Genomic DNA, 22933 nt, shown 5'->3' with positions numbered 1-22933 from the left:
CTATGCTGTATCGCTCGACGGACTGCCTCAGTCGTCGTGGCGCTCCCATGGAGTATCTGGCCCATAGTGCATCCTTCCACTCGCTCGTGAATAATGCACCATCAAAGCCTGGGATCAAACATCTAGGAAGGGTCTGAATCCCATTCGCTTCATTTCTTTCGAACGAGCCGCATTCGGCTTGCATTGGCTGGTCAAATGAAGGACTGATCGGGAAACAAAATAGCGGGGATCCACTCGCCAGGCATACGAGTGCGAACGCACCACGGGGCCGTAGAATGGGAGAGGGTCCTGTGTCTGCGGTCTATTCACTATCGTCGTGCATTGAATGGCAGTTCGCCGAAGCTGGTACGCTGGATGCGCGACTTCGCGCCGCCAGGGCGGCCGGGTTCGAGCTGGCCGAGTTCCACCTTTGGCGTGACAAGCCCATCGATGCGCTCGCGGTGGCGCTCTCGGACACGGGAATGCGGCTGACCAGCCTGTGCGTCGATCCGCGCCGCTCGATCGTCGATCCCGCCGAGCGCGCGGAGATGGTTGCCGCCGTTCGCGAAACCATCGCGGCCACCGCCAAGCTCGGCAAGCCCGCCCTGATCGTCGCCTCGGGTTTCCGGGTGGAGGGCATGAGCGAGGCGGATCATTTCGCCAATGCCGTGGCCGCCTTGCGCGCCGCCGCCGATGCCGCGGAAGAGGCGGGCGTCATGCTCTTGCTGGAACCGCTCAACACCCGGCTTTTCGCCACCATGTATCTGGTCAGCACCACGCTCGGCCTGGACCTGGTCGAGGCGGTCGGCAGTCCGAACCTGCGTCTCCTGTACGATGTCTGGCACAGCGCGGTGATGGGGGAGGACATGCGCGAAGTGCTCACAGGGCGTATCGAACTGGTCGCCCATGTCCAGGTCGCCGACATGCCCGACCGCAACGAGCCGGGAACCGGCACCGTCGATTGGAAGGCGGTGTCGCAGACCTTGCGTGATCTCGGCTATACCGGAGCCATCGGTCTCGAATATTTTCCGACGCTGCCCATGGTGCAATCGCTGGCCCTTTCGCAAGAAGCGCTGGCCGACTGACGCCGATCCGCTGCTCAACGTCCTGAACGGGTCATCGTCATGCAAAAGAGCGAATTGGGCTTCGTCGAGCGCCTGAGCTACGGCTTTGGCGACATGGGAACCAGTTTGGCCTATAACATGGCCAGCGGTTTCCTGCTGTTCTACTATACCAATGTCGTGGGCTTGCCCGCCGCGTCGGTCGGCACGGTGTTTCTGGTCGCGCGGCTGTTGGACGCTGTGGTCGATGTCTTGGTCGGCATCGGCGTCGACAAGACGCGCACCCGCTGGGGGCGCACCCGCGTCTATTTCCTGGTCACGGCCATTCCCTATGCGCTGTTGACCGTTGCCGTCTTCTCGATGCCCGCCTGGAGCCAAGGCGCGCAGCTCGTCTACGCCTTCGTCACCTTCAAGGCGCTGGGTATCGTCATGTCGCTTCAGGCGATCCCCTATACCGCGCTGATGCCGATGATGACGCTGGACGGCAAGGAGCGGCTGCGACTGTCGGGGCTGCGTTCGGTCGGCACCGCGACCGGCGTCGTGCTGGGAACGGCGGCGGTCATGCCATTGGTCGGCGTGCTCGGCGGCGGCAATCAGCAGCGCGGGTTCACGCTCGTCGCCGTGCTGTTCGCCTGCGTGGGATTGATCTGCACGCTGGCGCTCTTTCGCAACTGCCAGGAGCGGTATGAGGATGATGCCCCGCCGGGCTTCGCCATTCTTCCTGCCATAGGGGAGATGTTGCGCAACCGTGCCTGGCTGGTCGTCTTCTTCCATTGCCTGCTCTATTTCGCACGCTTCGGCATGATGATGGCCGCCACCGCCTATTTCGCCATCGACGTCATGAAGCGGCCCTGGATGATCTCGGTCATGCTGCCCACGGTCGCAGGGATGCTCCTTCTGTCTGCCTTCGTCGCGCCCGCGATCCTGACGCGTACCGGCCTGCGCAACGGCACGGCGGCGGCACTCGCCATCGCGGCGGTGCTGTTCGGGGCGTTGCCCTTCGTTCAGGGCAATGTGCCGGTATTTTTGGGATTCTATATCGCGGGCTGCCTCTCGACCTCGATCACGATCACCTCGACCTATGCGATGATCGCGGAAACGGTGAATTACCACGAGGCGAAGTTCGGTACCCGTCGCGAAGGGCTGTTATCGGCGGGCATCAGCCTTTCGACGAAGCTCGGCATGGCGCTGGGCACGGCGGGCTTCGCCTATGTGCTGGGCGCATTCGACTATGCCCCCGGCCATGTCAGCGATGCGGCGCGCGAGGCCATCCGCTGGACCTATAGCGGCGGCGCGGTGGCGGTGCTCGCCGTCCAGACGCTCGTCGTCCTCTGCTGGCCCCGGACGGGACCGGCCAAGCTCTAGTCTCGCACATTGGGATGTCGCGCCGCGACACGCCCTTGAAAACGATGGAAACCGTCATGAACAAAGACACGATCGGGATCAGCCTGGATCTGATCAACCGCCATTATCAGGAACCGAACCGAAACCGGTATGAAGGCAAATATTTCTGGGAGGAGCTATATCCACTGATCAGCGCGAGCGGCTTTCGCGCAATCGAGATTCCCTATGAGCCGGTTTGGCAGTTTGGCGGCCGCAGCGGCGTTCCGATGAACCGCTACTGCATCAATACCAAATATCAGAGCGCCGCCAAATATCGGGACGTGCTGCGCCAAAGCGGCATCGACCGGGTCGTCGGTGTAACCTTCGATCCCAATCTGTTCATGCGCAATGACAATCTGGGCTTCTTCTTCGGTGCCAGCGGCCATTTTGCGGGCGAGGCGCTTGCCCATGCGGCCGACCTCGGCGCCGACTATTTTGCGATCAGCCCGTCCGCCTTTTACGGGCGGATGACGCATTATCACCCCGATCTGGACGCGAAGATGGGCGATATCGTCCCGCGCGTAACCGAGCTGCTTCAGGGGCTTGCCGCCAAGGCGCAAGAGGCGGGCGTGACGCTGGTGCTGCGGAACGAATATTGGAGCCTTTTCCGGGGTGAGCGCATCGTCCAGCTGCTCGACACCCTGCCCGAAAGCGTGATGCTCGACGTCGATACCGCGAGCTTGACGATCGCGGGTGTTGCACCCGTCGATTTCATCGGCGCACATATCGAACGGATCGGCTGCGTGCACCTCGCCGATACCGATTTCGTTGATACGGACGAGACCTGGAAAAGCCCTAACCCGGAATTCCCGGCCGGACGTGCGACGCAGGTGTTTCGCGATCCCGGAACCGGATCGGTCGATCTGTCGCAGATCGTCCATCTGCTGGACGGTCTGGGCTATGACGGACCGGTCGTCTGCAGCGCCCGCCAGACACGCGATCCGTTTCGCGCCCTGCTGCGCACCCGCGCCTTCCTCAACCAACTGCCGGACCAAGCCGGACGGAGTTCCCTGTAATGCCCAATATCCGCTACGCCAATATGAGCCATTGGAAGGCGATCCCCTATCGGCAGATCGAGAACTTCCGCGATTTCTATTATGAGGACAAGACGAACTCCGCCTATTATTCCGACTGGGACACGATCCTGAAATACCAGTCGGCGCTTGGGTTCGACGGCATTGAGATTGCGCCTTGGGACCTGGCCGACATCCTGCCGCTGTTCGGTTCGCCCGAGGCGTTCACCGCCTTCGCGAAGGATCGCGGCGTCGAGGTGATCGGGATGTTCCACGGCGCCCATGCCTCGCATGCCGCCGACCATTTCGAGGAAGCGGTGCGGTCGGGACGAGAGGCCGTGGACACGATCGTCAAGTTCGGCGGCACTTATATGAACACATGCCCGACGAACAACTATTACGGATCGGGTCCGCTGACGCGCGAGCAGGTTCAGCAATGCGCCAGGACGATCAACGAGATCGGGCGCTATGCAACCGACCACGGCGTCAAGATAGGCCTGCACAATGAGTTCTTCTGCGCCATCAATCTGCCCAACCACAGGGAATTCATCGAAAGCACCGATCCCAAGCTCGTCCACTATTGTATCGATACGGCGCAGGTCGCGATCATGGGCGAGGATCTGCTGACCTTCTATGAGGATTATCACGACCGGATCAGCACCTTCCACCTGAAGGATACGGCATCGATCCGCCAACCCGACGAAGTACGCTATGCCCAGGACCCGGAGATCACCGATGACGGCACGCGCTGGTTCTGGGAGCCCGGCCTGGGTGAGCTGGACCTGAAGGGCCTGTACCACCTGTTGAGGAAATATCAGTTCAAGGGCTGGATGTCGGTCGAATATGATGGGTCGCCGGACCTGCTCGCGTCGATGGCACTGACGCGATATCATCTGGATAAGGAACTGCGGCCCATCTACGACTGAGGAGGGGGCGCAAGTGCCCCCTCAATCGAATAATCGTTCGGGCAGGCGGGCCAGCAGCAGCGCGATGCCCAGCAGATCCGCCGCCACGACCAATGTCGCGATCAAAAAGGCAGTGACGGGCGGTCGATGATCGCCCGTCATCGAGAAATAGACAGTGGCGATCAGTGCGGTGCCCATCGCGCCGCCGATCTGCTGCATGGTCTTGTGCATGGCCCCCGCGACACCCGCATGATTGCGATCGACCCGTGACAGGGTGATCGGGCCCAGCGGACCGCTAAGTGTTCCCATGCCGACACCCGCGAATAACAAGATCACGCCGATGACCACGCTCGGAAGGGCGATGTACACGGCGAGCCCGGTTGCCGAACAGGCCAGCGCCATCAGGATCGCACCCGTCATCGGCACACGACGCCCATGGACGGGAAGGGCCTTGCGCCCGATCTGACTGATCCCCGCCATGACCCCGATTCCGAAGGGTATGTGGAGCAGCGCGACATCGACCGGGCTGTAGCCCAGCCCCTGTTGCAGCGTGAGACTGAAGGTCAGCAGAAATCCGCCCGAGGCGATCGCAAAGGCGCCCGTCGTCGCCAGCCCGATCCGAAAACTGCGATCGTGGAACAGCGATGGTTCGATCAGCGCCGACCCCAGCCGGATACGCCGCCAGCCTTCATAGCGCCAGAAGCCCCACCATAGACAAGCACTCATCAATAGCAGTCCGGCGGTCCATAACGGCCAGCCCGCGCTGCGCCCCTCGATCAGGGGCAGCAGCAGCGTACCGAGCGCGAGGAACAGCAACAGCGATCCCGGCCCGTCGATACGCAGCGCATGGCCCGAGCGCCCCGGTGGCAGCAGCGTCAGCCCCGCGATCAGCGCCAGAACACCGAAGGGCAGGTTGATCAGGAAGACGCTGCGCCAGCCCAGGTCAAGCGGGTTGATTTGGATCAGCAAACCCCCGAGCACTGGACCGCCGATCGCGGCCAGGCCGCCGACCACGCCAAAGGCGGCAAGGCGGCCGATCCGCTCGGTCGGCGAGTAAAGAAGCTGGATCAGCGCCACACCCTGCGGCGCCATGATCGCGGCGGCGACTCCTTGCGACAAACGCGCGATGGCGAGCGTCGTCGCGTCCTGTGCCAGTCCGCATGCCAGCGATGCGATGGAAAACCCCGCCACGCCGATCGCGAACATCCGCGCATAGCCGAACAGGTCGCCCAAGCGACCGCCCACGACCAGCAGCACTGCAAAGGTCAGGAAATAGCCCGACACGACCCATTGCATGGCGCGATCAGAGGCTCCCAGGCCGAGCTGGATCGCAGGCAGCGCGGTGTTGACGATGGTTGAATCCGCGACGTCCATGACGAAGGCGAGTAGCACCGTCGCGAACGCCAGCGTCCTTTGCCGCTCGCTCAATCGATCCGAAACCGCGCGTGTCGCCACCGTGATGATCCTTGCTTGACAGAGTGGCATGTCATGGCGATACCCATTATCAGAATGCAAGTTCTAATTAAGCCGTAAGAGCGGCGAATCGATTGGGAGAGAAGCCGATGGTCATGACACCAGAGAATCCCGAGATGCGCCGACCCGGCATCGGTCAGGGCATCACCGTCATTACCGCCGGCTTCCTGCCGATCCTGGCCATCGCGTCGCTGTTTCCGGCGGTGCCATCGATCATCGACCATTTCTCGGCCGACCCTTCCGCCCCCTGGAAGGTCCCCGCCATGGTGTCGGCACCGGGCCTTACCATCGCGGTGGTGGCGTTGTTTGCAGGGATTCTGGTCGATCGCTTCGGGCGACGAAAACTGATGCTGGCCGCAACCCTGCTCTATGCGCTGTTCGGCGCTGCCCCATTTTTCCTCGACAGCCTTAACGGCATTTACACTTCGCGGCTGTTGCTGGGCGTGTCTGAGGCGGTGATCCTGACCACGCTCAACACCCTGATCGGTGATTACTGGGACGAGAAGGGGCGGCGCAACTGGTTGACCATGCAGGGGCTCGCCGGGCCGTTCCTGGCCAGCGGCGTCATTCTGGCTTCGGGCTTCCTGACCGGCCTGCGCTGGAACGGCATCTTCCTGATCTATCTGGTCGCCTTCCCGATCTTCATCGCGGCGGTGAAGTTCCTTTATGAGCCGCAGAGCGATGCGACGGCGCGCAAGATGCTGGGCATCGGTCAGGTGCCTGCGCGTACCCCGTTCCCGATGGCGTCGGTCGCCATGATCGGCGGTGTGACCCTGTTCGCCTCTGCCCTCTACTACGTCTTCATCATCAATGGCGGTATGGCGTTCCGCGAAGTCGGTATCCAGTCGTCGCAGGACCTTAGCAAGCTGACCTTCATCCCCAGCCTGTTCGTGATGCTGGGTTCGGCGATCTTCTGGGCGACAGGTCGGGCGCGTCCCGTGGTGCAACTCGGCATCTTCCTGTCGCTGATCGGCGGTGGACTGGCCACGATCGGTCTGGCGCCGGACTGGCGCTGGATGATCGCAGGCCTTGTGGTGCAGCAGACCGGCGCGGGTATGGCGGTGCCGACCCTGATCGCGTGGGCACAGACCAAGCTGCCCTTCGAGCATCGCGGTCGCGGCATGGGCGTGTGGACGGCCTGTTTCTTCTTCGGGCAGTTCTCCAGCCCATTCCTGGTTTCGATGTTCCGTACCCAGGCGGGTACGATGCAGGCGGCATTCCTGATCATGGGCGCCGCCGGGGTCGTCGGCGCGGTCGCGGCCTTCCTCATCGCGGCACCTCGCCGTGACGGCGATACGTCCGCCGCCACGGCCGCTGCCTGATCCCTATTCCTTTTAGTCAGGACGATATGCCATGACGATCAAGCGGGGCGTCAGCCTCTACAGCTATCAGAACGAAACCTTCCTCGGCAAAATGACGCTGGAGGATTGCATCCGCAGCACCGTCGGTTTCGGAGCCGATGGGATCGAGGTGATCGGCGAACAGACCTTCTGGGGCTGGCCCGAGGCTGGTGTCGCCGACGAGAAGATCGCCGAGTGGCATCACCTGATCAATAAATATGACGCGGTGCCGGTCTGCCATGACTTCATGCTCGACTATAAACGCTACAAGGGCCGCGAAATGCCGTTCGCCGAGCAGGTTGCGAGCGTGCGCAAGGATATCGACTTCGCCGCAAGGCTGGGCGTGAAATATGTCCGTGCGCTGGTGGCGATCGCGCCCGAGGTGCTGGTCGCCGCCGCGCCTTATGCCGAGGAAAAGGGGATCAAGATCCTGATCGAGGTGCATGCGCCGCTGCACTTCGACCATCCCTGGATCGTCCGCCATGCCGAGGCCTTCGAAAAGTCGGGCAGCGACGCGCTGGGCTTCCTGCCCGACATGGGCATGTTCCTGTTCCAGTTCCCACCGGTGTGGAAGGAGCGCTTCATCCGCAACGGCGTGCCCCAGAATATCGCCGACTATATCACCAAGGCCTATGAGGACCGGGTTCTCAGCGAATATGTCATCCTGAACGTGCGTGAGATGGGTGGTGTCGGCCCGGCGATCGCGATGGCGGAGACGTTGCGCCACAATGCCGCGTTCGAGCCGAAGCGGATGCTCGATTACATGCACCGTATCCACAATGTGCATGGCAAATTCTATCAGATGGACGAGAATCTGGTCGAACCCAGCATCCCCTATGACGAGATTGTGCGGGTTCTGAAGCAGGGGAATTACGACGGCTATATCTGCTCCGAATATGAGGGCAATCGCTGGATCGAGGACGCCCATGAGGTCGACTCGGTCGAGCAGGTCCGTCGCCATCAGGAAATGCTGAAGCAACTGATCGACGCACCCGCCACTAACGCCATCGCCGCCTGAAGGACCTGACCGATGTTCGACAACAAGATGATCGTGGAAGACAGCCTGAAGACGACCGATAGCGGTTTCACCATCGAGGCGCGGTTGCCCTATTATCGGGGCCTGGGCCTGTCGATGATCGAGAATGTGGCGGTCAGCGTCGATGGCGAAGCAGTGCCGCGCGAGGACATCACCTTGTCGCTGCGGGGCCGCACCTGGACGCTGGACGAGATGGAAACCGAATATGGCGACCGCTGGAACTTCGGCGAGAAGGCGCTGGTTGGTGTGAAGTGGGCCGGGGGGCTGGCACCGGGTGATCATCGCATCGAACTGGCCGAGACGATGCGGATTTCCTACCTGCCGTTCGTACCGACGACGAAGGACGCCAAGACGCTGACGCTGCGCTGAACGCATGATGGGGGCGGCTTCCGATAGGGAAGCCCCCTTTTTTTGTGCCCGCTCCTTCATCTTCGCAGAGAAAAGGGGCGGTCCCCATTCGAAAGGCCGCCCCCTGCATCTTCATGTCTGGCAATTTGGTATCAGATCGCGCCTTCCTTCAGCATCGACACCGCATTCGCGCAGGCCCGCGCGGTCAGCGCCATATAGGTGAGCGAGGGGTTCTGGCAGGCCGAGGACGACATCTGCGCGCCGTCGGTGACAAAGAGGTTGGGCACGTCATGCGCCTGGCTCCATTTGTTGAGCACGCTCGTCCGGGGATCATGCCCCATGCGCGCGCCGCCCATCTCGTGAATGGCCGAGCCCCCTGGATTGGGCGTGTCCATGCCCATGATGACATGCCCTCCGGCGGCGGTCAGCATCGCGGCGGCCTCCGCCTTGGCATCGGCCAGTGCGGCATGTTCCTGCGCTCCATGTGAGAAGTTGATGCGCAGGGCGGGGAGGCCCGCGGCGTCCTTGACGATCGGGTCGAGCGTGATGCGGTTGCTGGGACGCGGCATGGAATCCGCAAAGGCGACCAGCACCATCCGCCACATGCCAGGCTCACGCAGCCCGTCCTTGTAATCCTTGCCCACGCCGGCGCTTCGCTTGCCACCGGTCCAGGCCGCACGGAATGCACCGCCCTGATAGGAGAAGCCGCGCGTATGCCCCTTGCCGTCGATCGTATCCAGGTTGCGGAAGCGCGGGATGACCACGCCGGTCGGGCGATTGCCGAAATAGCTGTGCTGCTCGAACCCCGGCATGACCGCGATCCCGGCGACCGTCTGGGCATGGTCCATGATGTGGGTGCCCAGCACGCCGCTGGAGTTGGCAAGGCCGTGGGGATTGGCCTCGTTCGCCGAGCGCAGCAGCACGCCGACACTGTTGAACGAACCGGCGTTCAGGAACACGATCCGGGCATGGGCGCGCTGGCGCGTGCCGTCCTTGGTGTCGATGAAGCGGACGCCGGTGGCGCGGCCGGTTGCCGGGTCCTGCTCGACCGCCTCGACCACCGCGTCGGTGACGAGCGTCAGATTGCCGGTCTTTTGCGCGGCGGGCAGCGTCGAACTCTGCGTCGAGAAATAGGCACCATAGGAGCAGCCGCGCGCGCAGATCGAGCGATATTGGCACGCCGCGCGCCCCTGGTCGGGCTTGGCCTCAGTCAGGTTGGCGTTGCGCCCGATGGTCAGGCGGCGGCCGGGCCATTGCCGCCCGATCACCTCGCGCGCGTGCTGCTCGACGGCGTTCAGCGCCATGGGCGGCTGGAAGCGCCCGTCGGGAAGCTGGGGCAGGCCCTCCGCCATGCCCGCGACGCCGATGAACTCCTCGACCTTGTCGTACCAGGGTGCGAGATCCGCGTAGCGGATCGGCCAGTCGGTGCCATGGCCGTCGCGGCGATTGGCCTCGAAGTCATAGTCAGACCAGCGATAGCATTGCCGTCCCCAGGTCAGCGACCGCCCGCCCAACTGATAGCTGCGCCACCAGTTGAACTCCGTCTCGCCTTCGGTGGTGTAGGGGTTCTCTCGATCGTTGACGAAATGGTCCTGGGTGAACTCGGTAAAGTGCCGGTTCTTGCGCTGAACGGCATAATCCTTGTCATAGAGTTCGGCGTCGCCGACCCCGCGAAATTCCAGATCCCATGGCGCCAGTGTCTCGCGGCTATAACCGCTGCCATGTTCGATCATCGGCCCACGCTCGATCATCAGGACCTTGAGCCCGGCCTCGGTCAGTTCCTTGGCCGCGAGGCCACCGGTGATGCCCGAACCCACCACGATGGCGTCGAAAACGGGATGTTGCGCCATTAGCTGAACTCCACTGCGGTCCAGTCGCTCGACCAGGCGCGGCTTCCGGGAATGTAAGGGATGTCGGCGTCCCACCGACCGGGGACGAGTTCATATTGCAACTCGCGCGAGCCGCCGATCTCGGACGTGTAATAGGCGGTGAGGATCAGGCCCTTCAGCTTGCGCCAGGGGGATTCGACCGCATCGGGTGCCGCATCGACAAAGGCCGCCTTGTCGATCGCCGCGACCGCCGCCTCTCGCCGGGCCGGGGTGACGGCCAGGTAATCGCCGCGCGTGGCGGCATCAAGCTGCCATTCCAGCCAGTCGAGATAGTCGATCGTTCCGTCCCGGCGTTGATGGCGGGTGATGGTCGCGGGCAGCGCCGCCCCGGCGGCGGGGGCGCGGGTTCCATCGACCCCGTGGGCAAGGGCCAGGATGACGAATTCATGCGCGCCGATTTCGCCAGCGCCGGGGGTCGTGGTCCGGGGCAGGACACGCTGGGCGACGTCGCGCAGAAGCGCGCGCTGCCGGTCGGTGACGACCTCTGCTGTGTCGGTCCATCTGACGGCGGCGACGGGAATGCCCACCGCCATCGCGAACAGCGCCGCGCCTCCCAATATCTCGCGCCGAGCCAAGCCCGTATCGGCCATGACGTCCCTCATCCTCGCCCATGCCGCTTGTCCCAGCGGTTTTAATTAGAACTATCATTCTAGTAAGGCGATTTGGAAGGCGGCGCAAGCGCTAAGCGCGGGCCGGGCGCGCCTTGGGGCTGGTCGAGAGATAGGCGGCGAGCATGTCGGCCAGATCAGACTTCAACTCGGTCCAGTCGCCTTCGCCCGCCGCATCGATCGACGAACCGAAGCCGAGATAGCGCGCGATCGAGGCGTAGAGGATGCGGAAACCCGCATCGGCGGCGTGCTCGGGATCGGGATGGCGGATCGAGTCGCGATTGGTCAGCAGCGCGGCGATCACCGCCTCGCTCGCGCGGCCATAGCTGCGCTTGCCGATGGCCGCGATGACCGGATCGGCGCTCGCTCGTAGCATCAGCGGACGCATCACGTCGGCATAGCGCCGCAACACTTCCGCCACCGATTCGACCAGATCGTACACCATGTCGATCAAGCCGCCACCGCACGCAGCCAGGTCGGCGATCGCGGCCAGCATATCGGCATCCACCCGTTCCAGCACCCGCAACTGCACGACATGGACCAGATCGTCCTTGCTATCGAAGCGGCAATAGATCGAACCGATCGACACTTTGCCGTGCTTGGCGACCTCGTTCAGCGTGAATTCGTCCGATCCGCGCTGGGTCATCAGTTCCTCCGCGGTGGCCAGCATCCGCTCGAAACTCGCCTTGCTGCGGCCCTGCTGGGGCGCACGCGCCTTCGCCAAGATCGTCTCGATATCCATCAACACCCCATTGACAGCCCATAGGGGGCCATCATATCAGAATTACAGTTCTAATTTTATTTTAGACGAACCGCATCAATGCGGCAACGCGCCGGAACAGGGCGGGCATGATAAAAGGGAGAGGTTGGATGCGTTTCTCGGTATTCCTCAACGCACGGTCCATGGCGCCTGACGAGGATCGCGCGCTGATCCACGGTCTGACCCGCCATGCGGAGCGTGCCGCCGCGCTTGGCTTCGATGCGCTTTTCATGCCCGATCACCATTTCAACGGCTACATGCCGATCGCCAGCGACAGCTATATGTTCGCATCCTATCTGGCGGCGAAATTCCCGCACATGCATTTCGGTTTTTCGGTGACGTCGGTGCCGCTGCATCACCCGGTGCGCTTCGTCGAGCGGATCAACATCCTCGACCAACTGACCGACGGCAAGCTGCTGGTGGGTGTCGGCTCGGGTACCACGCCCGAGGAGATGATCGGCTTCGGCGTCGATTACCGCGATGCGGGTGCCATCTCGGAAAAGAACCTCGCTCTGGCCGAACGGCTTTGGGCCAAAACGATGGACGATCCCGCGGTCGAGATCGATAACGGTCCGCACCAGGGCCGCGTACTGCAACGGATCGCGCCTGCGGCCTATAGTGAGGGGCATGCGCGGCTGATGCCGGTGGCGATGAAGGAAGCGAGCGCGCGGCGCGCCGCCGAGAACGCCTGGCCTGCCTTCATCCCGGCCTTCACCCCGCCGCAGATCGGCGGGACCGAGCCGATGAAGCACGTCGCCAAATATTTCGGTGCCTATCGCGCGATGCTGGACGAGGCGGGGCACAGCCCGGAGAAGATCGCCCGGGCGCTCGACTGGACGACCCATACCTATCAGCTGGTCCATCTGGCCGACAGCGACGAGCAGGCGCGCGACGAGATGATGACCATCCTGCGCGCCTATCAGAACGCGATCGAGCGCGAGGCCGAATTCAATGCCCGCGCCGAGTCGAACGAGGCCAACAAGAAGACCGACCGCACGCCCAACGCACTGACCGAGGACTGGATCGGCACCTGGTGCCTGTATGGTTCGCCCGAGACGGTGATCGAACACCTCAAGCCCTATGAGGAACTGGGCATCGGCAATATCCTGTGCGGCACGACCACGGGGCCGTTGACCGACGAACGGCTGCGGCTCGGCGACCAGACGCTGCGGCTGCTGTCCGAAAAGGTCATGCCTGCGTTCAAGAAGGCCTGATCCGATGGCGCGGCATATCGTGGGGATCGGCGGCACCTTCCGACCCCGTTCGTCGAGCGAGATGCTGGTCCGCTCGGTTCTGGCGGAGTGCGAACGCATCGGGGCGAAGACCACCATGTTCGATGGTCCGGCGCTGGCGACGCTGCCGCACTTCAACCCGGAGCGTCCCGAGCGCACGGCGGAACAGGCGGCCTTCGTCGCCGCGCTTCGCGAAGCGGATGGCCTGGTGATCGGGACGCCTGGTTATCATGGCGGCGTCTCGGGCGTGGTGAAGAACGCCATCGATCTGCTGGAGGACCTGCGCGGGGACGAGCGGGTCTATTTCGACGGCATGCCGGTGGGGCTGATCGTCTCGGCGGCGGGATGGCAGGCGGGCGGCGTCACGCTGGCGGCGCTGCGCGGGATCGTCCATGCCATGCGCGGCTGGCCGACCCCGGCGGGGATCGCGATCAACTCGATCGCGCAGAAGCCGTTCGACGGCACCGGCGCGATCGTCGATCAAAGCGTGGCGGCGCAGATCGCGACCCAGGCGCGGCAGATCATGGCCTTTCATCTGGAGCCGGTCGCATGACGGCCCTGACCCTTGCACAGCAGGCAAGCCTGACCGCCGGAGCAGCCATGTGGCGGTCGGTCGCGATCCCAGAGGCGGGTATCCCGTCGCTGCATATGAGCGATGGGCCGATGGGCATCGCCAGCGGCAAGGTCGACGAACGCGACGTCGCGCGGCTATCGCCTTGCGCAACGTCGCTCGGCGCCAGCTTCGATGTCGCGCTGATCGCGCGGGTCGCGGCTCTGGTCGGTGGCGAGGCGATCCGCATGGGCGTCGACCTCGTTCTTGCGCCCAATGTCAACATGGCGCGTAGCCCATTGGCCGGGCGAGCGTTCGAATATTTTTCTGAAGACCCGCTGCTGACCGGCCTGGCCGGAGCGGCGTGGACGCGGGGGCTCCAGTCGACCGGCGTCGGCGCCTGCGTCAAGCATCTGGTCTGCAACGATAGCGAGACTGATCGCGACCGCATGAACGCGGTGGTGGATGAGCGGACGCTGCGCGAAATCTATCTGCTGCCCTTCGAATTTTGCGCGGCAGCCGGGGCGGGGGCGATGTTGACCGCCTATAACCGGGTCAATGGTGACTGGTGCGCCGAGCATGGCCATATTTCGACCATCGTAAAGCGGGAATGGGGCTTTGAGGGCCCGTTCATCAGTGACTGGTTCGGAACGCATTCGACCGCAGGCAGCCTGAACGGCGGGCTAGACCTGGAGATGCCGGGGCCGGCACGCTTTGTCGGTGCCAAGGCCGTCGCGGCGGTCGAGGCGGGCGAGGTTGCGGCCGAGCGGGTGGCGGATGCCGCCGAGCGGGTGGCCCGCGCGGCCCGCCGCTGGTCCGGTCCGAAAGCGGCGCCTGAGGAGGATACCGATGCCTTGCTGGTCGAGGCGGCGGCGGCCGGTATGGTGCTGCTTCGCAATGAGGGGGGGCTGTTGCCGATGACGCCGGGCAGGCATCGCCGGATCGCGGTGATCGGCCCGAATGCTGCCGCGCCCTGCTATCAGGGGGGGACCTTTGCCAAGATCGCGCTCTCGCCCGACGCGGCGCGGCCCCTAGAGGCGATCATGGCGCGATATGCCGGGGCGGCGGAGATCGTCTATGAACCCGGCGTCGACCCGCAGCCGCGCCTGCCCGCCATGCCGGTCGAGCCCGTGCGGGGCGAGGGGCCGGGCATGACGGTCGAATATTTCGCCGATGGCGATCTGTCGGGCCCACCCATCGGGCTGGAGGTGCGCGACACCAACTCGCTCGTCTGGTTCGTTGGCGTCCATGAGCAGGGGGTGTTCGACCGTCCGGCGGCTATTCGTGCCAGTGGCTGGTTCACGGCCGTCGCGGATGGTGCCCACCGCTTCTATGTCGGTGCGACTGGCGCGGTGAAGCTGAAAGTCGATGGCCGGTCGCTGATCGAACAGCCCGAGCGGATGGCGGCGTCCGACGTCATGGGGTCGCTCAAGCGCGGTGATGCCGAAAGCGCCGAGGTGATGCTCACCGCCGGGCAAAGGGTGCTGGTCGAGGTCGATTTCCATTATGACGGCGCCCGCGTACACGGCCTCTGGTATGGCATTCGCGGCCCGGACAGCGCGGCGGCGATGCTGGCGCGCGCGGTCGCGGCGGCGGCCAGTGCCGATGCGGTGATGCTGATGATCGGCGAAACCTCCGATTCCAGCGTCGAGAGCAAGGATCGCCCCGATACGGCGATCGCGCCGGAGCAGCGCACGCTGATCGACGCGATCTGCGCCGCCAATCAGAACACCGCGATCATCGCCAATATCGGTCATGCCTTTGATGCGACATGGAGCGACCGGGCATCGGCGCTGATATCCGCCTGGTATCCGGGCGAGGGGTTCGGGCCCGCGCTGGCGGCGGTGCTGGCAGGTGATTTGGAACCGGGCGGCCGTTTACCGGTCACATTGGCGCGGCACGAGGCCGATTATCCCGCCCTGTCGCTCCAGCCGAACGGGCAGGGTGACTTGTCCTATGACGATGGTGTGTTGATTGGTTATCGGGGACTGCAGGCGCGGGGAACGCCGCCGCTTTATGCCTTTGGCGCGGGGCAGGGCTATACCCGTTTCGAGTGGCTGGGCGTCGAGGCCGAAGGCGGCGACGTCCTGGTCCGCCTGCGCAACGCTGGCGATCGCGCCGGAAGCGAAGTCGTGCAGCTCTATCGTCACGAACCCGAATTCGCCTTGGTCGGCTTCGCGAAGGTCATACTGGCTGCTGGAGAAACCGCGACCGTCCGGGTGAGGCCGGAGCCACGTCTGTTCCGCATCTGGGGCGATCATGGTTGGCGCGATGCGGTTGATCGTGCGGTCCTGGCGGTCGGTCGGGCGAGCGACGATCTGCCCTTCACCGTAGAGGTGACGCTATGAAGGCCCTGTTGCGTGCGCTTGTCTTGACGGTGCCATTCCTGGCTCCGGCCGCGATCGCCGGATCGGGCGCAACGCCGACCGAACGCAACCGCGCGATCATCACCGATTTCGCCGACCGCTTCTATACCCGGCGCGACGTGGCCGGGGCATTCGAACGCTATGTCGCGCCCGACTATATCCAGCATAATCCGGGGCTGGTCGATGGACGGGAAGCGGCGGTTGCCGCGCTCGCCCCGAAATTCGCGGCACCAGATGCGCGGTTCGACGTAAAGCGGATCATCGTCGATGGTGATATGGCGGTCATCCACCTGCATGGTCGCACCGATCCGGCCTCCGCCGGTGGCGCAGTCGCGGATATCTATCGGTTGAAGGACGGCAAGATCGTCGAGCATTGGGACGTCATCCAACCCGTGCCCGCGAGCTCGCGCAATCCGCATCCGATGTTCTGACGGACGACGCAAAATAATCGAGCGCGATCGCAGATCGACGCTTGACTCGAACAATAAACAGAACAATCATTCTAGTTCTAAACGAGGGGCGGGTACGCCTCCGATGAAGGAGAGGGGATCGTATGATGACGTTCCGTCGCGTCGCAACCACGGCGCTTACCACCACCGCCATGTGGGTGGCCCACCCGGCATTTGCGCAGATTGCCAATCCGGCGGGTGCCACGCCCCAGACGTCGGCCAATAAGACGACGGCGGGCACGTCCGACGATCGTCTCGATTCCGAGGACATCATTGTCACCGCGACCAAAGTCGAGACCCGGTTGCAGGATACCCCAATCGCCATTCGCGCGATCGGCGGCGCGGACCTGACCAAGGCGCAAGTGACCGACGTCAGCGGACTCCAGCGTCTGGCCCCCGATCTTGGTATCACCCCGGACTCGGTCTTTACCAAGATCGCGATCCGCGGCGTATCCAGCCAGGATATTTCGGAAAGCGCCGATCCGGCGCTGACCGTCTCGATCGACGGCGAATATATCAATCGCCCGGTCGGCCTGAACGCCAACTTCTTCGACCTGGAACGGATCGAAGTCCTGCGCGGGCCGCAGGGGACGCTGTTCGGCCGCAACTCGACGGCGGGTGCGCTCAACATCGTCGCGGCCAAGCCGGTGCTCCAGAGCTTTGAGGGCTCGGCGACGGCGGGCTATGGCAATTACAACGCGATCTACGCGACGGGCGCCGTCAATGTGCCGATCGGCGACACGCTGGCGATCCGCGTGGCCGGACTGCACAATCAGCATGACGGCTATGTCAACAACGGCCCGGCGGGGCGCGGCGACGATGCCAATGTCGATGCGGTTCGCGGCAGCATATTGTTCGCTCCCGGTGCGCTCGAGGTCTATCTCGCGGGCGAATATGTCGACATCGACCAGACCGGGCCGATGCAATATGGGCTGCCCGTCAGCGGGACGACCCCCGGCGTAACGGAACTGCCCGCGTCCGTGGCCTCGCCCACGACCTATCCCACGCTGGCCCAGCGCCAGGTCCCGTCGTTCGTGGACGTGCCGCAGGGCTTCGATCCCGCCAGCTTCCCCCTCGGCCGGATGGGCAGCTTCAAGAGCCAGCAATATGCGGTGCGCGGCCGCGTCTCCTATGATTTCGGCGGCGCGACGCTCAGCTATATCGGCGGCTATCGCCATGTCGACAACCAGGCCGTCATCCCGCAAAATGGCTATCTGCCGGAACTGTTCACCTTCTACAACGATCGCTACGACACGCGCACGCAAAGCCATGAAGTCCGTCTGAACGGCGGTACGCAGGGCCAGTTTGTCTGGCAGGTCGGTGGTTTCTATTTCCACGAGAACCAGATTATCGCCCGTGGTCTCTATCTGCCTCTGGCGGGTGCTTTCGCGAATTTCTTCTATCGCCCCTATGTCACCTCGGACTCCAAGTCGGCCTTCGCCCAGGCGACCTATTGGGTCGTGCCCGACAGGCTGAGCTTCACGGGCGGCATTCGCTACACGGATGACAAGAAGGACGCGAAGTATATCAATTACGGTTTCTACCGTTCGCCGACTATGGCGCGGCCGCCCGCCGATGGCAGCGGGGCCGGGGCGTTGATTCGTTATCCGACCTACAAGGAAGACAAGGTCACCTGGACGGCCGGTGTCGAATATAAGCCCGCCCGCGATAACCTTCTCTACGCGAAGGTCAGCACCGGATACAAAAGCGGCGGCTTCGATCTGGTCGGGTCGTTCAACGCGGAAAATCTGACGGCTTACGAAATTGGCTCAAAGAACCGCTTCATGGGCAACCACCTCGAATTCAACGCAAGCGCCTTTTATTACGACTATAAGGACCAGCAGGTTCAGGTCTATATCGACACCACGGTCGGCGCTCGCACTTTCAACGCGGGCAAGAGCCGGGTCTGGGGTATCGAAACCGACACCGCCGTTCGCCTGTCGCCGAACGACCGGGTCAGCCTGATCGTCAATTACATCGATGCGCGGTTGCAGCAGTTCGCGGGCATCCCGGCCCCGACGCTGGCCAATCCCGCCTCCAATGTCGCGCGCCTGACACTGAATCTGGCGGGCAATGTCGCCCCGCAAGCCCCGAAATGGACGATCGGTATCAACTATACCAAGACGATCGAACTGGGTGACGGGTACAAGCTGGTCGCCAACGGCTTCAGCCGGTTCAAGTCGCGCTACTTCCTCACCGCCTTCAACTACAAGGGCGACGAAGTGGATGCGTTCACCACCACCGATCTCAGCCTGGAACTCAACATGCCGAACAATCGGTTCAGCATCCAGGGCTATGTCCGTAATCTCGAGGACAATCGGGTGAAGACCTATGCCGGATTCACCGGCGGCGGCATCAACATCTACAACTGGAATTTCGGCCAGCCGCGCACCTATGGCGTGCAGGGCACATTCCGCTTCTGACGATCCTTTCCTTGGCGGGGCGGAGTGTCACCGCCGGGGAACGCCTCAGCCCCTGGAGCATGACATGGCAAGAGTGACCGAGATCCGTTACGTCGGTTATGGCGTCGTCGACCTTGATGCCGAGCGCGCCTTTTATCGCGACGACTGGAAACTGGTGGAGGCAGGCGAGCAGGGCGGTCTGTATCACTTCGCCGCCGAGGGGCATGACGAGGCCTATGTCGTCCGTCTGCGGCAGGACGACGCCAATCGTATCGACGTCATCGCGCTGGCCGCCGATACCCGCGCCGATGTCGATGCCCTGCACGACAAGGTCGTGGATGCCGGATGCCGTATCATCTTCGCGCCGCGCGCGCTGGCGACGATGGGCGGGGGCTATGGTTTCCGCTTCTTCTCGCCCGACGGTCTGCCCTTCGAGATTTCGACGGATGTCGAACGCCGCACGCCGCGTACGCTCAGCCGTTGGGAAGGCATCCCGCAGAAGATTAGCCATATCGTGCTGCATTCGCCCGATCACGGGGCGATGGTGGCCTTCTTCACCGACGTCCTTGGATTTCGCGTGTCGGATTGGCTGGGCGATTTCATGTGCTTCCTGCGCTGCAATTCGGCGCATCATCGCCTCGCGATCCTGCCGGGGCCGCCCTGCCTCAACCATGTCGCCTATGACATGCTTACCGTCGACGACATGATGGCGGGTATCCGTCGACTGAAGCAGGCGGGGACCGACATACGCTGGGGCCCGGGCCGTCATATGGCGGGCAACAACACCTTCAGCTACTTCACGACGCCGAACGGGTTTGCGGTCGAATACACCTCGGAACTTGAGCATGTCGACTTCGAAACCCATGAGCATCAGGTGCATGTCCCCGGCCCGGGCACGATGGACCAATGGGGCATCGGCGTCGGCGGACCACAGACCATGCCGCATCCCAAGCCCGATGCCGGGTTGTTCCAGCCGGTGTCGGTGTAAGCCCGATGGCGCTCTACGAACCCTTTCCCAATTACATCTGGAATCTGTCGGTCGCGATCGCGATGGAGTCGGGCGCGCAGCTCGGTGAGATCATCGATATGTGCCAGCCGATCAAGGACGCGGCGGCGAGCGGCGCCGATGCCGGGACGCCGATGTTCATGAAGGCCTGGGCGGCGATGGGCGACAAGCTGATCGACTTGGCCGCCGAGGACCAGGCGAAGGGGCGGGCCTTGTCGGCTTCCAACAAACTGGAGCGTGCGAGCCTCTATCTTATCACCGCCGAACGGATGCAGGGCCATGGCCAACCGGGCCGCCGCGAAACCTATGCGCGGGCGCGCGATGCGTTCGATCGGTCGACGGTGCTGGGGCAACTGAACCGGGAGCGCGTCGAAATCCCGCTGACGGTCGGTACCATGCCCGCGCTCTATACCCGCGCGCCCGGCGACGGCCGCAAGCCCGTGGTCGTGTTCTGCAACGGTCTCGATAGCTGCAAGGAACTGCTCTACTGGACGCGGTTGCCGCACGAACTCGCCCGACGCGGCATTTCGACCCTGTGCGTCGACCAGCCCGGCTCCGGCGAGGCGTTGCGGCTTCAGGACCTGCCGGTCGACCCGCACAGCGAACACTGGGCCAGCGCGGCGGTCGATTGGCTGGAGCGGCAGCCCGATGTCGATCCCATGCGGATCGGCATGACCGGCATTTCGCTAGGCGGTCACTTCGCTCCCCGCGCGGTCGCCTATGAGCCTCGCTTCGCCAGCGGTGCGGTATGGGGAGCAAACCACAATTGGCGCGAGGTTCAGGACAAGCGCATGGCGCGCGAGGGCGAAAACCCCGTTCCGCATTACTGGGCGCATGTCCACTGGGCGTTCGGCGCGAAGGATCAGGACGACTTTCTCGCCAAGTCGGAGGCGATGAACCTCAACGGCCATATGGACCGGATCGCCGTGCCGTTCCTCGTCACCCACGGCGCGAACGATCGCCAGATCAGCGTGAAATATGCCGATGACCTTTACGATCAACTGGTGAATTCGCCGCGTCGCGAGAAGGTCATTTTTACGTCGCGTGAGGGCGGCGTCGAGCATGTCGGGGCGGACAACATGGCCTATGGCCGCGACCTGATTTCCGACTGGTTCTCCGAGACATTGGGAGGGCACACGGCATGAGGCGCCGCATCGTCGACCTGTCGATCGCGATCGACCCGGAGGTCATCACCGACCCACCCTTTATGCGCCCCAGCATCACACGGCAGACCCATCGCGAGACGGTGGCGGAGGCCGCGCTGTTCTTCCCCGGCATCACGGCCGAGGCCATGGCGGGGGGCGAGGGCTTCGCGGCTTCGGAGATGCTGACGCTCAGCACGCATAACGGCACGCATCTCGATGCCCCCTGGCATTACCATCCGACGATGGACGAGGCATTGGGCGGTGGTGGCAGGCGTGCACTGACCATCGACGAGGTTCCACTGGAATGGTGCCTCCAGCCGGGCGTGAAGCTCGACTTCCGACACCTGCCCGATGGCCATGTCGTAACGGCGGCCGAGGTCGAGGCGGAACTGGCACGGATCGGCCACGCATTGCGACCGCTAGACATCGTGCTGGTCAATACCGGCGCAGGCGCGGCGCTGGGGCAGCCCGACTTTCTCGGACGTGGTTGCGGCATGGGATATGAGGCAACCATGTACCTGACCGAGCGCGGCGTGCGCGTGACCGGCACCGATGCCTGGAGCTGGGACGCACCGTTCAGCCACACCGCCGCCCGCGTCGCCGAGACGGGCGATTATTCGCTGGTCTGGGAAGGGCACAAGGCCGGGCGCGAGATCGGTTATTGCCACATGGAAAAGCTGACCAGGCTGGACACGCTTCCGTCCATCGGCTTCACCGTCTCCTGCTTGCCGGTCAAGGTGAAGGGCGGGTCGGCAGGCTGGTGCCGCGCCGTCGCCATCTTCGAGGATTGATCGCGATGCGGCTTGCGACCTGGGATGATGGTAGCCGGGATGGTACCTTGGTGATGGTGTCGACTGACGGCTGCCGCTGCCTGCCCGCAGGCATGTCGATGCAGGCGGCGCTGGACGATTGGACGCGCGTTGAACCCGCTCTGTGCGCCTTGGCGGGGCGGGTCGACGTTGAAGGAGAAACGCTGGATAGCGCCACATTGCTGGCACCCTTGCCGCGCGCCTGGCAATGGCTGGATGGCTCGGCCTTCCCGACGCATGGCGCCTTGATGCAGAAAGCGTTCAACCTGCCGCCCATCGAAACCGACAAGCCCTTGATGTATCAGGGCATGTCGCACCGTTTCCTCTCTGCGACGCAGGATGTGCCCTTGCCCAGCGAGGCCGATGGCATCGACTTCGAGGGCGAGTTCGCGGTGGTGACAGGCGATGTGCCCATGGGGTGCATGCCGGACGAGGCGCTTGGCCATGTCCGGTTGGTTCTGCTCCTCAACGACTGGTCGTTGCGCGCAATCGCGCCGGTCGAGATGAAGACCGGATTCGGCTGGGTCCAGGCCAAGCCCGCCTGTTCGGTCGCCCCCTTCGCGATCACGCCCGAGGCGCTGGGCGATGACTGGCACGACGGTCGCGTCTGCCTGCCGCTGACGGTGGAGATCAACGGGGCATGGTTCGGAAATCCGGTGGGCGACGAGATGGCCCATGGCTTCCACGAACTGATCGCGCACGCCGCGCGGACCCGTGATCTGCCGGCGGGAACGATCATCGGCTCGGGCACGGTGTCGAATGTCGAGCATGAGCGGGTCGGTTCCACCTGCCTGTCCGAACGCCGGGCGATCGAGATGATCGACGGCGGAGCGCCGCGAACGCCTTTCCTGTCCTTCGGGGATCGGGTGACGATGCGGGCGGGGCCGCTCTTCGGTTCGATCGACCAGCGCGTCGTCCGGGCATGACCGACGGCCACACCTTTCTCGCAGCACCCGAGGTAATCATCGACGAAGCCCGCAAATCTGCCATTCTGTCCGCCGCTTGTGGGTCGTGCCCCACGGGGTGGTGTAGCTTTGGCGGCGTAGCCGCATCGATCTCCGGCCAGGCCGGGATGGTCAGGCGGCCATGGCTGGCAGCGTGACGGCGGTATCATCGCTCAACTGCGCGACGCTTTCCAGTGTCATGTAGCGGCCTCGCTGCACTGCCCATTCGTCGTTC

At 63.8% G+C, this 22933-nt stretch carries 20 protein-coding genes; 16 read left to right on the top strand and 4 right to left on the bottom strand.

The window, feature by feature from the left end:
• The first annotated feature begins 290 nt into the window (after window positions 1–290).
• The 4 genes from ABDV78_RS17910 to ABDV78_RS17895 are packed head-to-tail and all read left to right on the top strand — an operon-like array spanning window position 291 to window position 4362.
• Window positions 291–1064 carry a TIM barrel protein gene (locus ABDV78_RS17910; protein ID WP_343528841.1) on the top strand — a complete coding sequence of 258 codons (774 nt, stop codon included), beginning with the start codon at window positions 291–293 and terminating at the stop codon, window positions 1062–1064.
• A 39-nt stretch (window positions 1065–1103) separates the two neighbouring features.
• The gene (locus tag ABDV78_RS17905) at window positions 1104–2405 is read left to right on the top strand and encodes a glycoside-pentoside-hexuronide (GPH):cation symporter (RefSeq protein ID WP_343528840.1); all 1302 of its coding nucleotides are present in this window, start codon (window positions 1104–1106) and stop codon (window positions 2403–2405) included.
• Between the two features lie 56 nt (window positions 2406–2461).
• Entirely contained in the window at window positions 2462–3439 is a 978-nt protein-coding gene (locus tag ABDV78_RS17900) for a sugar phosphate isomerase/epimerase (protein ID WP_343528839.1), read from the top strand.
• Window positions 3439–4362 carry a sugar phosphate isomerase/epimerase gene (locus ABDV78_RS17895; RefSeq protein WP_343528838.1) on the top strand — a complete coding sequence of 308 codons (924 nt, stop codon included), beginning with the start codon at window positions 3439–3441 and terminating at the stop codon, window positions 4360–4362. Before ABDV78_RS17900 ends, ABDV78_RS17895 begins: the two co-directional genes overlap by 1 nt.
• Window positions 4363–4383: 21 nt before the next feature.
• On the opposite strand, the gene ABDV78_RS17890 is transcribed toward ABDV78_RS17895, so the two are convergent.
• Complete coding sequence (locus ABDV78_RS17890) at window positions 4384–5796, bottom strand: MFS transporter (protein WP_343528837.1); 1413 nt, start codon at window positions 5794–5796, stop codon at window positions 4384–4386.
• A 107-nt stretch (window positions 5797–5903) separates the two neighbouring features.
• On the opposite strand from ABDV78_RS17890, the gene ABDV78_RS17885 reads away from it, so the two are divergent.
• Genes ABDV78_RS17885 through ABDV78_RS17875 form a run of 3 tightly spaced genes read left to right on the top strand, consistent with a single transcriptional unit; the run spans window position 5904 to window position 8559 of the window.
• Window positions 5904–7136 carry an MFS transporter gene (locus ABDV78_RS17885; protein WP_343528836.1) on the top strand — a complete coding sequence of 411 codons (1233 nt, stop codon included), beginning with the start codon at window positions 5904–5906 and terminating at the stop codon, window positions 7134–7136.
• Window positions 7137–7167: 31 nt separating this feature from the next.
• Window positions 7168–8172, top strand: coding sequence for a TIM barrel protein (locus ABDV78_RS17880; RefSeq protein ID WP_343528835.1), 1005 nt, complete (start codon window positions 7168–7170; stop codon window positions 8170–8172).
• Window positions 8173–8184: 12 nt separating this feature from the next.
• On the top strand, window positions 8185–8559 hold the full coding sequence (locus ABDV78_RS17875; protein WP_343528834.1) for a DUF6379 domain-containing protein: 375 nt from the start codon (window positions 8185–8187) through the stop codon (window positions 8557–8559).
• Window positions 8560–8690: 131 nt separating this feature from the next.
• Here the strand turns inward: ABDV78_RS17875 and ABDV78_RS17870 are convergent, their stop codons facing one another.
• From ABDV78_RS17870 to ABDV78_RS17860, 3 genes are all read right to left on the bottom strand, one after another.
• Window positions 8691–10388, bottom strand: a complete 1698-nt coding sequence (locus ABDV78_RS17870; protein ID WP_343528833.1) for a GMC family oxidoreductase — start codon at window positions 10386–10388, stop codon at window positions 8691–8693.
• A complete protein-coding gene (locus tag ABDV78_RS17865) occupies window positions 10388–11017 on the bottom strand; it encodes a gluconate 2-dehydrogenase subunit 3 family protein (protein ID WP_343528832.1) in 630 nt (209 codons plus the stop codon). Before ABDV78_RS17865 ends, ABDV78_RS17870 begins: the two co-directional genes overlap by 1 nt.
• Window positions 11018–11108: 91 nt before the next feature.
• Window positions 11109–11777 (bottom strand): TetR/AcrR family transcriptional regulator, encoded by a 669-nt coding sequence (locus tag ABDV78_RS17860; protein ID WP_343528831.1) that lies wholly within the window; start codon window positions 11775–11777, stop codon window positions 11109–11111.
• Window positions 11778–11905: 128 nt separating this feature from the next.
• On the opposite strand from ABDV78_RS17860, the gene ABDV78_RS17855 reads away from it, so the two are divergent.
• The 9 genes from ABDV78_RS17855 to ABDV78_RS17815 all read left to right on the top strand — a co-directional run bounded on the left by ABDV78_RS17855 (window position 11906) and on the right by ABDV78_RS17815 (window position 22680).
• The gene (locus ABDV78_RS17855) at window positions 11906–13009 is read left to right on the top strand and encodes an LLM class flavin-dependent oxidoreductase (protein ID WP_343528830.1); all 1104 of its coding nucleotides are present in this window, start codon (window positions 11906–11908) and stop codon (window positions 13007–13009) included.
• Window positions 13010–13013: 4 nt separating this feature from the next.
• On the top strand, window positions 13014–13580 hold the full coding sequence (locus ABDV78_RS17850) for an NAD(P)H-dependent oxidoreductase (protein ID WP_343528829.1): 567 nt from the start codon (window positions 13014–13016) through the stop codon (window positions 13578–13580).
• Complete coding sequence (locus ABDV78_RS17845) at window positions 13577–15925, top strand: glycoside hydrolase family 3 C-terminal domain-containing protein (RefSeq protein ID WP_343528828.1); 2349 nt, start codon at window positions 13577–13579, stop codon at window positions 15923–15925. The genes ABDV78_RS17850 and ABDV78_RS17845 overlap by 4 nt, the downstream gene beginning before the upstream one ends.
• A complete protein-coding gene (locus tag ABDV78_RS17840) occupies window positions 15922–16374 on the top strand; it encodes a nuclear transport factor 2 family protein (RefSeq protein ID WP_343528827.1) in 453 nt (150 codons plus the stop codon). Before ABDV78_RS17845 ends, ABDV78_RS17840 begins: the two co-directional genes overlap by 4 nt.
• Window positions 16375–16496: 122 nt before the next feature.
• Window positions 16497–18815, top strand: a complete 2319-nt coding sequence (locus ABDV78_RS17835) for a TonB-dependent receptor (RefSeq protein ID WP_343528826.1) — start codon at window positions 16497–16499, stop codon at window positions 18813–18815.
• Between the two features lie 64 nt (window positions 18816–18879).
• Window positions 18880–19782: a VOC family protein gene (locus ABDV78_RS17830; RefSeq protein WP_343528825.1), complete on the top strand. Its 903-nt coding sequence runs from the start codon at window positions 18880–18882 to the stop codon at window positions 19780–19782.
• 5 nt (window positions 19783–19787) lie between these two features.
• Entirely contained in the window at window positions 19788–20945 is a 1158-nt protein-coding gene (locus tag ABDV78_RS17825; RefSeq protein ID WP_343528824.1) for an alpha/beta hydrolase, read from the top strand.
• The gene (locus tag ABDV78_RS17820; protein WP_343528823.1) at window positions 20942–21736 is read left to right on the top strand and encodes a cyclase family protein; all 795 of its coding nucleotides are present in this window, start codon (window positions 20942–20944) and stop codon (window positions 21734–21736) included. The genes ABDV78_RS17825 and ABDV78_RS17820 overlap by 4 nt, the downstream gene beginning before the upstream one ends.
• Before the next feature lie 5 nt (window positions 21737–21741).
• On the top strand, window positions 21742–22680 hold the full coding sequence (locus ABDV78_RS17815; RefSeq protein WP_343528822.1) for a fumarylacetoacetate hydrolase family protein: 939 nt from the start codon (window positions 21742–21744) through the stop codon (window positions 22678–22680).
• Window positions 22681–22933 lie beyond the last annotated feature (253 nt).

This window comes from Sphingomonas sp. (assembly GCF_039594485.1).
GTDB lineage: Bacteria > Pseudomonadota > Alphaproteobacteria > Sphingomonadales > Sphingomonadaceae > Sphingomonas.
The sequence above is the reverse complement of the archived record's forward strand: the minus strand, read 5'-3'. Positions and strand labels throughout refer to the sequence as shown.